We start from the raw sequence: 13821 nt of genomic DNA, 5'->3' as shown, positions 1-13821 counted from the left end.
ATTATCCTTCATTTTGTGCTTTTAATTCTGTAATTTTTTTCTTTAGCGTTTCTTTTGCACTATCACTGAGTTTTGAATTTCCTATAGGGAAACCTATAGATTCCATTACGCTTTTAATCTCATCTAAAGATTTTTTACCAAGATTTTTTAAATCTGCAAGTTCGCTAACACTCATTAAAGCAAGCTCACCGATATAAACCACATTTGCTTTTTCTAGGCAGTTAAAGCTTCTTGCACTTAAATTTAACTCAGTTATATTTTGAAGTAATTTTACATGTTCTACTTCATTATTTGGTGTTTGACTTCTTACAACGCTTTGTGCATTAGTGATTTTATCAAACACTGATAATTGTTTATACATTGCTTCTAAAGCATTTTTAAAAGCATCGCTTGGTGAAATTTGACCATCAGTTGTGATTGTAAAAACAACTTTTTCATAATCTGGATTATCTTCAAAAAGCACTTTTTCTATATCATAAACTGCATGTTTTACCGGAGTAAAGAATGCATCAAGTGCTATAAATTCAGGATCTAAGAAATTTTGGATTTCTTCAGAAGGCACATAACCTATACCTTTTTCAATGATTAAAGTAAATTCTAAATCCGCATCTTCATTAATCGTTGCAAGATAGCTATCTGCATTCACAACTTCAACAACTTCATTGTCTAAGTCTTTTCCGCAAATTTCTTTTGGTCCTTTAAAACTAAAGGTTACGATTTCTTTTTCAGAATCTGTTTTTAGTTTAAATCTTAATTTTTTTAGATTGATAATAAACAATGCTACATCTTCAAGCATACCGCGCATACTATCAAATTCATGTGCTACGCCTTTGATTTTAACTCCTGTTGGAGCAAAACCTACTGTGCTTGAATAAAGCAAACGACGCAAAGGATGCGCCAAAGTAATAGCATAGCCGATTTCAAAAGGCCATGCACTTACTTTTGCTACTGTATCACTGATATTTTCAATACTAAACTCTGTTGGTGTATAAGCAGAAGTTGTAATATGTCTCATATCAAAAACCTTTATTATTTAGAGTACAACTCAACGATATATCTTTCCTCAACTGGAATGATAACTTCTTCTCTTTCAGGTTTTCTTGTAAAAATTCCAAATCTTTTATCTTTTTCTACATCAACCCAAGCAACTATACCAGTTTGAGCAGTAAGTTCGATCGCTCTTGAAATTTGAGGATTGTTTTTGCTTTTTTCAATCACTTCAATTTTTTGACCTGCTTCTACTCTATAACTAGGAATATCCACTCTTTTACCATTTACTAAAATGTGTCCATGAGTTACAAGTTGTCTAGCAAAACGACGTGTTGTAGCAAAACCCATTCTATAAACAACATTATCAAGTCTTTGTTCTAAAAGCTGAATTAAAAGCGCACCGGTGTTGCCATCTTTTCTAGCAGCTTCACTAAATAATCTTCTAAATTGTTTTTCGCTAACTCCATACATAAATTTAGCTTTTTGTTTTTCTCTTAATTGAAGTCCGTATTCGCTGATTTTAGCTTTTCTTTGTCCATGCTGACCTGGTGCGTAAGGGCGTTTATCTAAAGCACTTTTACCTGCTAATCTTCTTTCGCCTTTCATTGCCAAGCTTACGCCAAGTCGTCTTTCTAATTTCTCTACTGGTCCTCTATATCTTGCCATTATAATTCTCCTAAATCTTATATCTTATTCTTAGACACGACGACGTTTTGGTGGTCTACAACCATTATGAGCTAATGGGGTAATATCTTTTAAGAAAGTTACTTTAATACCTTCCATAGCACCTACACTCTTAACCGCTGTCTCACGACCACTTCCTGGTCCTTGTACTTTAATACCTACTTCTTTAATACCATGTTCTTTTGCTTTATTTAAAGCATCTTCTACTGCTTGTTGTGCTGCATAAGGAGTTGATTTTTTAGAACCTTTAAATCCTAAACCACCTGCACTACTCCAAGCGATAGCATTTCCCATTTCATCAGTTACAGTAACCATAGTATTATTAAATGTTGCACTGATATAAACTATACCTTTAGCTATATTTTTTTTAACTACTTTTTTCTTAACTACTTTTCTTTTTGCCATTTTCTATCCTTATGATTTTGCACCAACGGTTTTTCTCTTACCTTTTCTAGTTCTGGCATTTGTTTTTGTTTTTTGACCACGAACTGGTAAGCCTTTTCTATGTCTTAAGCCTCTAAAGCTTCCTAAATCCATCAATGCTTTGATATCCATAGCAACTTGTTTTCTAAGATCACCCTCAACCATGTAGTTTTCTTGAATTTCTTTACGGATAGCCGCTGCTTCATCTTCACTTAGCTCATGAACTCTTTTATCATAAGAAATTCCTGTTTTATCTAAGATTTTTCTTGAAGTATGCAAACCTATACCATAAATATAAGTCAAGCCATATTCAATTCTTTTTTTCTTTGGTAAATCCACACCTGCAATACGAGCCATAAATTATCCTTGTCTTTGTTTGTGTTTTGGATTTTCGCAAATAATGCGAACTACGCCTTTACGACGAACTACTTTGCATTTGTCACACATCTTTTTAACAGATGGTCTAACTTTCATGCTTTACTCCTGTTATTGTAAATTCCACTTTTTTTACAACTGCACCAGGTTTTTAGAGCAACCAACTATTTTCAAAATAAGTGGTGATTTTGAAAATACTTCTTCATACAGTTTTATTGCAATTTCTGCAAAAGTGCTAATTATACTTTACTTTTGCTTTTAAACAACTTAGACTTATTTGTATCTAAATGTAATACGACCCTTATCAAGACTATAAGGCGTTAGCTCTACTTTAACTCTATCGCCAGGCATAATCCTGATATAATGCATACGCATTTTACCTGCAATATGACAAAGTATCACATGTTTATTATCTAATTCAACTTTAAAAGTTGCATTAGGTAAAGCTTCGATTACATTACCATCAATTTCGATAATATCATCTTTTGCCAATGTTTTCTCCTTTCTATAAAATACAAAACTATTATTTTAACATAATTTTTCTTTTTAAATTTTTAATATTTTTTAACAAACTATGATATTTTTTTACTATAATTATAAAATTACTACAAAAAAGAAAGTATTTAGATGCCAAAAAGTTTAAAAAGAAGTGATTATAAAACACTTTCCTTATCTTCTTTAGGTGGGGCCTTAGAATTTTATGACTTTGTGATTTTTGTCTTTTTTGCTAATTATATTTCAAGAAATTTTTTTCCAAGTGATTTAAGTGATTTTTGGAAACTTTTAAATACTTATGGAGCTTTTGCGGCAGGATATTTAGCTAGACCACTTGGTGGCATAGTTATGGCTCATTTTGGTGATAAATTGGGTCGTAAGAAAATGTTTATGCTAAGTATATTACTCATGGTGCTTCCAACTTTTTCTTTAGCTTTTATACCTACTTTTGAAAGTATAGGTTATTTAGCTCCTATTTTTTTACTACTTGTTAGAATAGCTCAAGGTATAGCCATAGGCGGAGAATTACCTGGTGCTTGGGTTTTTGTAAAAGAACACGCACCCGATGGAAAAGATAGTTTTTATATTAGCGCTATTAATGCTTCTATGGCTTTTGGTATTCTTTTAGGATGTTTTGTTGCACTAGTAATTAATCATTGTTTTGATCAAGAATCAATTTATGATTATGCTTGGCGTATTCCATTTGCCATAGGTGGTATTTTTGGTATTATTTCTATCTATCTTAGAAAATTTCTAGAAGAAACACCTGTTTTTCAAAAAATGCACCAAGAAAATGATTTAGAAAAATTTCCTTTAAAAGCTCTTTTTAAAGAAAAAAATATTTTTTTAGATATCATCGCTTCTATGCTTTTAACATGGATGCTTACAGCTTGTGTGATTATACTTATTTTACTTATGCCAAATTTTATACCTGAAGTTTTAGTTCTTGATAAAACAGACGCTATTTTAATACAAATGATTGCAATAGTGATTTTATCTTGTGGAACCTTGCTTGCTGGAATTTGGGTGGATAAATTTGGGTTTTTAATGACTAGTTTAGTATTTATAATAGGCTTTAGCTTTTCTTGTTTCTTTTATTTTTATTTTTTCTATGCGCAAATTTTGCATTTAAGTATATATTTTTATTTTATTGCATGTTTTTTTGGCGGAATTAACGCTCTAGCGCCTATTTTAATGTGTAAAATTTTTAAACCAAACATTCGTTTTAGTGGGATTTCTTTTTCTTATAATATAGCTTATGCCATAGCAGGCGGCTTTACACCTCAACTTGTATTTGCATTACACTCTTTAGCCATAAAACCTGAAAATCCTTTTGTATATGGAATTTTTATTTATATTCTATTTCTTTCACTAATAACGCTGTTAGCTACTGTATTTACTTATAAGAGATTAAGATTTTAATGTTATAATTAAGAAAAATTATTAAATAAAAATTTATAAAAATAAAGGAAAATGATTATGAAAATTTTTATTATTTTAATATTTTCTTTACTTCCACTTATTGCACTTGAAATGATCACACCTATACCAGAAAGTATATCTTATGATAAAGAAAAAGCTATCTTAGGAAAAAAACTTTATATGGATACAAGTTTATCAAAAGATAAAAAAATATCTTGTAACAGCTGTCATGATATTGCAAATTTTGGAGTAGATAATAAAACTTTTTCAACAGGTATTAATGGTATAGTAGATGAGCCATTCCATACCCCTACAAATTTTAATGCTGTTTTTAATCTGGCTCAATTTTGGAGAGGCAATGCAAAAGATTTGCAAGATCAAGCTAAACATCCTTTATTAAATCCTAAAGAAATGGGGTTAAAAGATGGCGAAGAAGTGGTACAAATAGTAAAAGCTAATGCAGTTTATGAAAAAGAATTTAAAAGACTTTATGGGGAAATAACCTTTGATAATATAGCACATGCTTTAGCTGAGTTTCAAAAAACCTTACTCACTCCAAATTCGCCTTTTGATCGCTATTTAAAGGGTGATAAAAATGCAATAAGTGAGCAAGCAAAAAGAGGTTATAATGCCTTTTTATCAAATGGTTGTATAGCATGTCATCAAGGACAAAATATAGGTGGAAATATGTATCAAAAAATGGGAGTATTTGTACCTTATGATAATGGAACAAACTGGAAAGGGCGCTACGAAATCACTCAAGATCCTCGCGATCAATTTGTAGTAAAAGTCCCAAGCCTTAGAAATATAGCTAAAACTGCTCCTTATTTCCACGATGGCTCTATGCCAACCCTTGATGCTTGTGTACAATTTATGGCGTATTATCAGCTTGGTAAATTTTTAGAACAAGATGTAGTTGATGATATAGTTGCATTTTTAAAATCTTTAACAGGGGAATACCATGATCCACTCAAATAAAAAATCTTTTTCTTTTTTAAAACAATTTATTACTTTATCTATAGTGGTTTTGGTGTTACTTTTAACTTTGACTTTGTTTATTTTTAATACCTATAACACTACAAAAAGAAATTCACTCATTATGGGTTCATTTCAGAAATTAGAAATTCTAGATACCAAAATAGATGAGATTTTTAAAAATAAACTCAACTTGCAAAATTACGATACTAGTGTTGCTTTAGTGCAAGAATTTGAAAACACTTTAGCAATCCTACAATCTAATAAAATAGACATCAAAAAAATACAAACAATTTTTGAGAAAAAAAACACTCAATTACAACATTTTAAATCAGCTAATTCTATTGCTATAAATTCAAAACTTTATCTTTATGAAATTCAACAAGAAATCATCAAGCAAACAAATCAAATAGCACTCAATACTCAAGAAGCCAAACAAATAGATTATACAGGAGATATATTAAGCATTATAGGAACTATGGATATACTAGAGCCTTTAGCGCAAAATCGTCTCCAAAATTTAGTAGCAAATTTAAATACAAAAGGTTCGCAACTACCACAAGATTTATTTGGGCTTTTTACCACGCATTGTAAAATGATACTAAGTCAAATAAAAGTTTTAAAAGATAATTCTCAAAGTTTTCTTGACCAAGAACTACAAAAAGAAATCATTACTCATAAAAATTTAATTACCCAAGAAATTAATCTTAACAACAAATATAATCTTTACACCGCTATAGGAATTTTCTTATTTATTTTAGCTGTATTGGTGTTTTTTATATTGCTGACATTAAAAAAAGTAATTATACCTATTTCTTTACTAGAAAAATTAAGTGCAAATTTGGCAGGTGAGCATGCAAATTTAAGTGCAAGATTAGATATTGACAAAAAAAGTGAATTAGCTACAAGCGCTGGTTATATAAACTCTTTTATACAAATAGTACAAAATTCAGTTTTAGAAGCTATACAAACTGCAAATTCAAGCCACAAAAGCTCACAAAAACTTTCTCAAAATGCTGAAGTTTTACAGCAAAGTTCGCTTTTACAACATGAACAAATTTCTAATGTGCACGAGATAAGTTCTGTTTTAGAAAGCCATATAGATTTAACTCAAAACCTAGCTAAAAACACTATAAAAGATATGTATGATATGCAAGAAGTGATGGGAGAAGTTGAAACAACACTTAAAGAATTAGTAGAGCTTATATTATTAAGTGGCGAAAAAGAACAAAGTGTTTTAAGTGCTATGGATATGCTAGTGCAAAGTGCTGATAGCATAGTAGAAGTTACTACAACCATAAAAGATATAGCCGATCAAACCAACTTACTTGCACTAAATGCAGCTATTGAAGCAGCACGCGCAGGCGAACATGGACGTGGCTTTGCTGTGGTTGCAGATGAAGTTAGAAATCTAGCAGATAAAACTACAAAATCTTTAGTTGCCATAGAAACAACCGTAAGAACTATAGTACAACAAATCAATGACAATAAAAGCTTGATGGATGGAATTCATCAGTCTATGAATGATACTTCTAATAAAGCTAATATCTTGCAAGGCGAGGTTGGAACTTCTATAGAAAAATTAAAAACAAGTATCCATTCTACTAAAATCATGGAAGAAAAAAGCGATGAATCAAAAGCTAAAATGAATGAACTAGAACAAAATATAGAAAAAGTAACTGAGCTTGCAAATTGTGTTAAAAATTACTCCCTTGATTTAACACAAATTTCACAAGATGTTTTAGAAAATGCTTCTAAACTTTCAGAAAAACTAAAAACATTCGAGTAAGAAAGATTAAACTTTCTTACTTAGATAAAATATCTGCCTTACCATTTATTATAGCAACACAATGCTCATAATGGGCTGCATTTAAACCATCTTTGCTTCCTGCTTCCCAATTACCTTTTAAATGTACCGGTGTACCATCTTTTTGACATACCATAGGCTCTATGCAAAATACCATGCCATTTTTTATTTTAGGGCCACTTTTTGCACTAGCACCTGGTTCTAAATAATTTGGAATTTCAGGCTCACCGTGTGGCTTTTTGCCTATACCATGACCACAATAACCTTTCAAAGGCACAAAACCTCTTTTAGCAATAAACTCACCAAGCTCATAAGAAAGCTCTTTAAAGCGCATACCCTCTTTGATAATATCTATAGCATAATACAAAGCATCTTTAGCACAAGCAATTAAAGCCTCATCGGTAGCTGAAATTTTACCTATAGGTATAGTCCTTGCTGCATCTCCATAATATCCATCTATACAAGTACCCACATCAAGACCTAAAATATCGCCTTCTTTTAAAATACGCTCATCACCCACACCATGAATGCAAGCTTGATTAAGTGAGATACATATACTGCCTGGAAAACCATACAAACCTTTAAAAGATGGTTTTGCGCCATGATCAAGTATAAATTCTTCCGCTTTAATATCAATTTCTTTTAAGCTCATACCTGGAACTATAATACCCTCTAGATAATCAAGCGTTCTAGCTACAAGCTCATTTGCTTTACGTAGTTTTTCTATCTCTGCTGGTTTTTTGATTTCTATCATTTACATTTTCCTTAAAATTTTTAAAAATTTAGCATTTATGCGCTTTTAAAAGCTTTAAGGAAAAACCTTAAGTTCTAAAACTTAAGGTTTTAACATACACTTGTAAGATTGGTAGCTAAGCCACCTAAAGAAGTTTCTTTGTATTTTGAGTTCATATCCTTGCCGGTTTCATACATGGTTTTTATAACCTCATCAAGACTTACTTTTGGAGTAGATTTTCTACTCATTGCCATTCTAGCAGCTGAAATAGCTTTGATTGCTCCAAAGGCATTTCTTTCTATGCAAGGAATTTGCACTAAACCACTTACTGGATCACAAGTTAACCCCAAATGATGCTCCATTGCAATTTCAGCAGCATTACAAGCTATCTTTGCATCAAAACCCATCACAGTAGCCATCGCTCCTGCTGCCATAGAACTTGCACTACCAATTTCAGCTTGACAGCCAGCTTCAGCACCACTTATGCTTGCATTTTTCTTATAAAAAGAGCCTATTAACATAGCAGTTAGTAAAAAATTAATAGCCTTTTCATCATTAAAACCAACCGTATGGTTTTTAAGATAAAGCATTACAGCAGGCACAACAGCACATGCTCCATTAGTTGGAGCAGTTACCACTCTAGCTCCGCTTGCATTTTCCTCTGCAATAGCAATAGCATATAAAGAAATAAAATCAATAATCCCCAAAGGATCACTTGTCATAGCCAAACGTTCATTAAGCCCTTTAGCACGACGCTTTAAGTGCAAATTTCCTGGAAGAAAATCTGAACTTGGATGAATACCATTATAATAAACTTCTTGCATTACTTCCCAAATTTCTAAACAATAAGCTCTAATTTCTTCTTTTGTATGAAATTGAAGCTCATATTCATAAGAAAGTTTTGCTAGATCCCATGATTTTTCTTCACAAATTCTCAAAGCATCGCTTGCGTTGTTAATATCAAGTTCTAATTTAGTATGTTTTTGCTCGCAAACCCCATCTTTATGTTTTTGAAGCTCAGCTTGACTCATAACAAAACCACCGCCCACTGAATAATAAATTTCTTCAGCAATGATTTCTCCGTTTTCATCATAAGCACTTACTTTTAACCCATTTTCATGCAAAGGTAAAAAGTCTTTTTCAAAAATCAAATCTTTATCATAATCAAAATTTAATTCTTTTTGAGCATTTAAAACCAAAATTTTATCTTGTAAAATTTTATTAAACACACGATCTTGCAAAGCAGCATTGAGTTCTTTTGCCCTTAAGCCACTCAAACCCCATATAATAGCCTTATCACTTAAATGGCCTTTACCAGTAAGTGATAAAGAGCCATAAAGCTTGATTTGAATTTTTGTAATTTGCGTGATTTTATCTTTGATTTTTTCACAAAACATATTCCCTGCTAACATTGGTCCTAAGGTATGAGAAGAAGAAGGACCAACACCAACTTTAAATATACTTAAATTACTACTCATTCACTAGCACCTTAAAAAGTATAAATTACAGTAATGATTGTCAAAACACCTGTGATAAATACAAATGCATCCAAAGCTTTGTTTTGGAATTTTTTCATTTTAGAAACAGTATAAATTGCAATCATAGGCATTAAGAATAAAATCGCAGCAATAATCGGTCCACCTAAGCTTTCAATAAAACCTAAAATACTTGGATTTACATAAGCAGTAATCAACATAATAATATACATTACTAAGGTTGAGTAAACTGCTATTTTTTTCAAATCAGGGTTTTCATTGCCTGCTAATTTACAACATTTTCTAACTATACCATAAGCACCCTCTCTAGCACCAAAATAATGCCCAAAGAAAGAACTAGAAATTGCTAAAAATGCGATTAATGGACCACCATAAGAAATAAATGGATTGTCAAGTTTGTTAGCAAAATAAGAAAGCACAGGTATGTTTTGCGCTCTAGCTTCAGCAAGTTCTGCAGGAGTTAAAGAAAGCACGCAAGATACCACAAAAAACATAACAAAGGCAAGTAACATTACAGAAGTTCTAAACAATACTTGATTTGCTTTTTGTACTGAATTTTCAGGATATTGTCTTTTTACACTTAAAGAAAAAGTAGAAATCGCTGGTGAGTGATTAAATGAAAATACTAAAACTGGTAAAGTTAGCCATACTATAGTGATAAATTCTTTTGTTCCTGGAATAGCGCTAAAACTTTCAAACGACCATTGTGGGATAAGATATAAAGAAAATAAAAATAAAATAGCACATAAAGGATACACAAGCCATTCACATACTTTAGTGATTAATTCTTCACTAAAAAGCATAATAAGCATAAAAATACTTACTAAAACAAAAGCAAAAAGTGCTCTATAAAAAGGAAGTAAATTAGCTATAGTTTTTCCTTGCTCATTAACACTTGTTTGATACATAACACTAATTGCATTTGCAAAAGAACCATTTGGATCTAAAAGTGGTAAGAATTGATTATAAATAAAACTCTCAAAAGTATTAGTTATACCTACACAATATGCTAAACAAATTGGAAAAATTGCAAAGAAATAAAGCACAGAAATAAAAATACTTACTTTTCTACCAAAATACTCTTCAGCCGCATGAGTAATGTCTTTATCATTACCATTTGCTTGACACACAAAACGACTTAAAGCCCTATGACTTAAATATACCATTGGGAAAATAATCAAAGCCATTACAACAACTGGCCAAAAACCACCAACACCTGCCTTAATAGGTAAAAATAAAATCCCCGCACCAACTGCAGTCCCAAAAAGAGAAAGCATCCAACGCGTATCAAAAGAATTCCACTTAAGATTATCCACATTTTCTCCTTGTAAAAAATAATAAAAAAAGCTTTTACCTAAAAAACTTTTTGTATTATTTTACAAATATGCTCTAGAATAATTTGGCATAATTTTTTCTCTTTCATTTAAAACAGCTGCGGCTTCATTTACAAAATTTGGATTTCTTAGTAATTTCCTACCATAACAAACCAAATCACACACCCCACCCAAAAGCAAAGCCTCACCTTCACTAGCGCTATTTATAAGACCCACACAAGATACAGGAATTTTAACAACTTCTTTTAAAGCTTTAGCATAAGGAGCTTGATAAAGTGGTGCTATATTTGGCATTAAAGAAGGCTTATTGATATTTCCTCCTGCTGAAACATCCAACATATCAATCCCTAATTTTTCTAAAATCAAGGCGAGTTTTTTGCTATCTTCTAAACTCCAACCACCCTCTTGCCATTCTGTGGCTGAAATTCTTACAAATAAAGCAATATCAACTTCTTTTTTTATACGCTTAATAATATCACACAAAAGACGTATTCTATTTTCAAAACTGCCACCATATTCATCATCTCTTTGATTTGATAAAGGTGATAAAAACGAACTAAGCAAATACCCATGAGCACTATGAAGTTCTACTGCGTCATAACCTGCTTCCTTGGCTCTTTTGGCACTTTGAATAAATTCTTGCTCTATTTGTAAAATTTCATCTTTACTTAAAACATGAAGTTTGGAAAATTTTTCACTAAAAGCTATATTACTTGGAGCTTTTGATATGGCATCTTTACACGAGTTTTTACGGCCACTGTGATTTAACTGAATGGCAATTTTAGCACCAAAATGATGGCAAAGCTCAACAAGCTCTTTGTGTCCTTGAATTTGAAAATCTCCCCAAAGACCTATATCATTATCAGCAATTTTTGCATTTTCATTGATCGCACAAGTTTGCACTATGATAAGCCCAACGCCACCCAAAGCTCTAGCTCCATAATGTATCAAGTGAAATTGATTAATCTTACCATCTAAAACTTGTGTTTCATACATATCCATAGGGGGCATTACAATGCGATTTTTTACATAAAATTTTCCAATCTTTAGCTCACTTAAAAGTAAAGACATAGTGCCCCTTGAAATGTTTTTATATTACTATAATAGAAAAAAATTAATTTTTCTTAAAACATATAGCAATTTTAATTAATATTATTATTTTTAATAAATAATTATTAAAAAAATATTTTTTAAATATATTTTTTTATCTTAATAATAATATTTCAAATATTAAAACATTCTATTATTTTTAAAAGAAAGTAAAATTCAAAATAAAAAGTGTAAAAAACACACAATTTAATCAAATAAGCTTTTCTCAAAACACTTTAACATAAAGCTTTTACGGTGCAAGGGCGAATAACCAAATGCTTTAATCTTTTCTATATGAGCTTTTGTGCCATAACCTTTGTGTTTATCAAAGTCATATTTATTATATAATTTAGAAAAATAACACATTTTTTGATCACGACTTACCTTGGCTAATATGCTAGCTGCTGAAACCTCTTGCACCTTCATATCAGCTTTAATCATGGTTTTAATACCCAAAACCCCATAATTTAAATTTCCATCATATAAAATCTCATCTTCACTAAAATGTTTTCTAATGATTTTTAAAGCTAGTTGTAAACACTGACTAAGCCCTAAAGTATCAATTTGTAAAGGTGAAAAAGCAAGAATCAAAAAATTTGAATGATAAAGAATTTGCTCATATAACTCTTCCCTTTTTTTTGCGCTTAATTTTTTAGAATCAGCCAAACCATCAATATTTTTTAAAAGCTTGCAAGCTCCTATGTGCATATCTCCAGCCAAAGCCCCACGCCCAGCCTCATCTACTCCAACTAAAGCCATTATTTTCCTTTATAATGCTATATTTTTCTACTAAATTTTCTAAAGAATAATTCATATTAGCAGGAGAACTTGAAGGAAGTTCAAAAAATTCTTGCTCAGGATAAAATTTGCTAAAATATTTACTTGCAACCTTACCTAATACACAAATTTTTTCTATATTTGCTTTATCTAAAATAATATTTATATCATTTGCTTTAGCATAAGAAATAGTTTTATCATCTGAATTTTTTATCTTACAACTTGCTATAACATCCCAAAGTGCTATATGATTTGCTTTTAAAAAAACTTTTTGATCTTGCACTGTTTTTAACTCACACTTAAATAATATTTCAAAAATACGCCAAAAACGATTTTTGCTATGTTGATAATAAAAATTTTCTTCTCTTGATTTAATAGATGGAAAAGAACTTAGTATCAAAACTTTTGAGTTTTCATCAAAAAAAGGTTTAAAAGGATGGGTTAAAATTTGCATATTAGACCTTGATAAAAATAAAATATTTTATCATTTTTATCAAGGTTTTTAAAATTATCCTAAAAATTCGCGTTTGAAGTATTCTTTTGGAGCTTTACATAAAGGACAGGCATTTGGTGCTTTTTTACCACGGTGTATATGCCCACAAACTTCACAAACCCATAATTCTTCTACTTCTGAATTAAAGAAATCTTCTTCTTCAAGCATTTTTTTAAGTGCTAGATATTCTCTTTCATGCTCAATTTCTACTTTGCCTATAGCTGTAAATAATCTTGCTATATTTCTTTTGCCCTCATCTTCTGCGATTTTTGCAAAATTTGGATACATAGTAGTATGTTCATAGTTTTCACCTTCTGCTGCACAAATTAAATTTTTAGCAGTTTCTTCTAAAGCTTTACCATCTACTAATTCATGATAAGCTTTAAACTCAGCTCTTGCGTGCCATTTTTCATTTTCTGCAGCTTCTCTAAAATGTTTTGCAATAGCATGCCAACCTTCTTCTTGAGCAATATCTGCAAATAAATCATATTTATTTCTTGCCATAGACTCACCCGCAAAAGCTTTCATTAAATTTACAGCTGTTAGATCTTTAGTAATACACTCCATTTCTTGACCACAGCAGCTAAGCTTTCCACCACCTACATTTTGTACTTCTACTTCATTGCCACATTTTTGGCATTTATAACTTTCATATTGTTTCATTTAATATCCTTGTGATTAATTAAGTAAGATTTTGATTGAAAAATCCACCCAAATGTTATTGTAGC

Annotated in this window: 16 protein-coding genes and 1 pseudogene; 4 read left to right on the top strand and 13 right to left on the bottom strand. The window is 31.0% G+C overall.

All coding sequences use genetic code 11. The features are described 5' to 3' along the window. Nucleotide 1: 1 nt before the first annotated feature. The 6 genes from CD56_RS00490 to infA form a co-directional block, all read right to left on the bottom strand. Entirely contained in the window at nucleotides 2-1015 is a 1014-nt protein-coding gene (locus tag CD56_RS00490) for a DNA-directed RNA polymerase subunit alpha (protein WP_039627711.1), read from the bottom strand. Nucleotides 1016-1029: 14 nt separating this feature from the next. Next, nucleotides 1030-1656 (bottom strand): 30S ribosomal protein S4, encoded by a 627-nt coding sequence (gene rpsD / locus CD56_RS00485; RefSeq protein ID WP_039617184.1) that lies wholly within the window; start codon nucleotides 1654-1656, stop codon nucleotides 1030-1032. 30 nt (nucleotides 1657-1686) lie between these two features. Continuing rightward, entirely contained in the window at nucleotides 1687-2079 is a 393-nt protein-coding gene (gene rpsK / locus CD56_RS00480) for a 30S ribosomal protein S11 (protein WP_012660844.1), read from the bottom strand. A 9-nt stretch (nucleotides 2080-2088) separates the two neighbouring features. Further along, a complete protein-coding gene (gene rpsM, locus CD56_RS00475) occupies nucleotides 2089-2454 on the bottom strand; it encodes a 30S ribosomal protein S13 (protein WP_012660843.1) in 366 nt (121 codons plus the stop codon). Nucleotides 2455-2457: 3 nt separating this feature from the next. Further along, entirely contained in the window at nucleotides 2458-2571 is a 114-nt protein-coding gene (gene rpmJ, locus CD56_RS08145) for a 50S ribosomal protein L36 (protein WP_002781429.1), read from the bottom strand. A gap of 174 nt (nucleotides 2572-2745) precedes the next feature. Further along, on the bottom strand, nucleotides 2746-2964 hold the full coding sequence (gene infA, locus CD56_RS00470; RefSeq protein WP_012660842.1) for a translation initiation factor IF-1: 219 nt from the start codon (nucleotides 2962-2964) through the stop codon (nucleotides 2746-2748). A 135-nt stretch (nucleotides 2965-3099) separates the two neighbouring features. Here infA and CD56_RS00465 point away from each other — a divergent pair, with 135 nt between their 5' ends. From CD56_RS00465 to CD56_RS08620, 4 genes and pseudogenes are all read left to right on the top strand, one after another. Then, nucleotides 3100-4389 carry an MFS transporter gene (locus CD56_RS00465; RefSeq protein ID WP_047207864.1) on the top strand — a complete coding sequence of 430 codons (1290 nt, stop codon included), beginning with the start codon at nucleotides 3100-3102 and terminating at the stop codon, nucleotides 4387-4389. Between the two features lie 54 nt (nucleotides 4390-4443). After that, nucleotides 4444-5367 carry a cytochrome-c peroxidase gene (locus tag CD56_RS00460; protein ID WP_080956349.1) on the top strand — a complete coding sequence of 308 codons (924 nt, stop codon included), beginning with the start codon at nucleotides 4444-4446 and terminating at the stop codon, nucleotides 5365-5367. Next, a pseudogene (locus tag CD56_RS08625) lies at nucleotides 5351-6025 on the top strand (DAHL domain-containing protein); the annotation flags it as partial. The gene CD56_RS00460 and the pseudogene CD56_RS08625, both read left to right, overlap by 17 nt. Before the next feature lie 480 nt (nucleotides 6026-6505). Further along, nucleotides 6506-7153 carry a methyl-accepting chemotaxis protein gene (locus CD56_RS08620; RefSeq protein WP_410689932.1) on the top strand — a complete coding sequence of 216 codons (648 nt, stop codon included), beginning with the start codon at nucleotides 6506-6508 and terminating at the stop codon, nucleotides 7151-7153. 16 nt (nucleotides 7154-7169) lie between these two features. Here the strand turns inward: CD56_RS08620 and map are convergent, their stop codons facing one another. The 7 genes from map to CD56_RS00420 all read right to left on the bottom strand — a co-directional run bounded on the left by map (nucleotide 7170) and on the right by CD56_RS00420 (nucleotide 13756). Beyond that, nucleotides 7170-7925, bottom strand: a complete 756-nt coding sequence (map, locus tag CD56_RS00450; protein WP_039617176.1) for a type I methionyl aminopeptidase — start codon at nucleotides 7923-7925, stop codon at nucleotides 7170-7172. Between the two features lie 89 nt (nucleotides 7926-8014). Further along, complete coding sequence (locus CD56_RS00445; RefSeq protein ID WP_047207861.1) at nucleotides 8015-9382, bottom strand: L-serine ammonia-lyase; 1368 nt, start codon at nucleotides 9380-9382, stop codon at nucleotides 8015-8017. A gap of 11 nt (nucleotides 9383-9393) precedes the next feature. Then, entirely contained in the window at nucleotides 9394-10677 is a 1284-nt protein-coding gene (locus tag CD56_RS00440; RefSeq protein WP_047208737.1) for an aromatic amino acid transport family protein, read from the bottom strand. A gap of 99 nt (nucleotides 10678-10776) precedes the next feature. Continuing rightward, nucleotides 10777-11805: an oxidoreductase gene (locus CD56_RS00435; RefSeq protein ID WP_047207860.1), complete on the bottom strand. Its 1029-nt coding sequence runs from the start codon at nucleotides 11803-11805 to the stop codon at nucleotides 10777-10779. A gap of 225 nt (nucleotides 11806-12030) precedes the next feature. Beyond that, nucleotides 12031-12582: a ribonuclease HII gene (locus CD56_RS00430; protein ID WP_047207859.1), complete on the bottom strand. Its 552-nt coding sequence runs from the start codon at nucleotides 12580-12582 to the stop codon at nucleotides 12031-12033. Continuing rightward, nucleotides 12560-13054 carry a DNA-deoxyinosine glycosylase gene (locus CD56_RS00425; protein ID WP_047207858.1) on the bottom strand — a complete coding sequence of 165 codons (495 nt, stop codon included), beginning with the start codon at nucleotides 13052-13054 and terminating at the stop codon, nucleotides 12560-12562. Before CD56_RS00425 ends, CD56_RS00430 begins: the two co-directional genes overlap by 23 nt. 54 nt (nucleotides 13055-13108) lie before the next feature. Continuing rightward, a complete protein-coding gene (locus CD56_RS00420) occupies nucleotides 13109-13756 on the bottom strand; it encodes a ferritin family protein (RefSeq protein ID WP_012660833.1) in 648 nt (215 codons plus the stop codon). Nucleotides 13757-13821 lie beyond the last annotated feature (65 nt).

Source organism: Campylobacter lari, assembly GCF_001017575.1.
GTDB classification, from domain to species: Bacteria; Campylobacterota; Campylobacteria; order Campylobacterales; family Campylobacteraceae; genus Campylobacter_D; species Campylobacter_D lari_C.
The sequence above is the reverse complement of the archived record's forward strand: the minus strand, read 5'-3'. Positions and strand labels throughout refer to the sequence as shown.

What these genes read in the sequence shown, in the direction of transcription:
- CD56_RS00445 (WP_047207861.1), bottom strand. Translation starts at nt 9,382, where the DNA reads ATGAGTAGTAATTTAAGTATATTTAAAGTTGGTGTTGGTCCTTCTTCT.
- CD56_RS00490 (WP_039627711.1), bottom strand. Translation starts at nt 1,015, where the DNA reads ATGAGACATATTACAACTTCTGCTTATACACCAACAGAGTTTAGTATT.
- CD56_RS08620 (WP_410689932.1), top strand. Translation starts at nt 6,506, where the DNA reads ATGTATGATATGCAAGAAGTGATGGGAGAAGTTGAAACAACACTTAAA.
- rpsK (WP_012660844.1), bottom strand. Translation starts at nt 2,079, where the DNA reads ATGGCAAAAAGAAAAGTAGTTAAGAAAAAAGTAGTTAAAAAAAATATA.
- rpsM (WP_012660843.1), bottom strand. Translation starts at nt 2,454, where the DNA reads ATGGCTCGTATTGCAGGTGTGGATTTACCAAAGAAAAAAAGAATTGAA.
- CD56_RS00440 (WP_047208737.1), bottom strand. Translation starts at nt 10,677, where the DNA reads ATGCTTTCTCTTTTTGGGACTGCAGTTGGTGCGGGGATTTTATTTTTA.
- map (WP_039617176.1), bottom strand. Translation starts at nt 7,925, where the DNA reads ATGATAGAAATCAAAAAACCAGCAGAGATAGAAAAACTACGTAAAGCA.
- rpsD (WP_039617184.1), bottom strand. Translation starts at nt 1,656, where the DNA reads ATGGCAAGATATAGAGGACCAGTAGAGAAATTAGAAAGACGACTTGGC.
- CD56_RS00430 (WP_047207859.1), bottom strand. Translation starts at nt 12,582, where the DNA reads ATGGCTTTAGTTGGAGTAGATGAGGCTGGGCGTGGGGCTTTGGCTGGA.
- rpmJ (WP_002781429.1), bottom strand. Translation starts at nt 2,571, where the DNA reads ATGAAAGTTAGACCATCTGTTAAAAAGATGTGTGACAAATGCAAAGTA.
- CD56_RS00420 (WP_012660833.1), bottom strand. Translation starts at nt 13,756, where the DNA reads ATGAAACAATATGAAAGTTATAAATGCCAAAAATGTGGCAATGAAGTA.
- CD56_RS00435 (WP_047207860.1), bottom strand. Translation starts at nt 11,805, where the DNA reads ATGTCTTTACTTTTAAGTGAGCTAAAGATTGGAAAATTTTATGTAAAA.
- CD56_RS00425 (WP_047207858.1), bottom strand. Translation starts at nt 13,054, where the DNA reads ATGCAAATTTTAACCCATCCTTTTAAACCTTTTTTTGATGAAAACTCA.
- CD56_RS00465 (WP_047207864.1), top strand. Translation starts at nt 3,100, where the DNA reads ATGCCAAAAAGTTTAAAAAGAAGTGATTATAAAACACTTTCCTTATCT.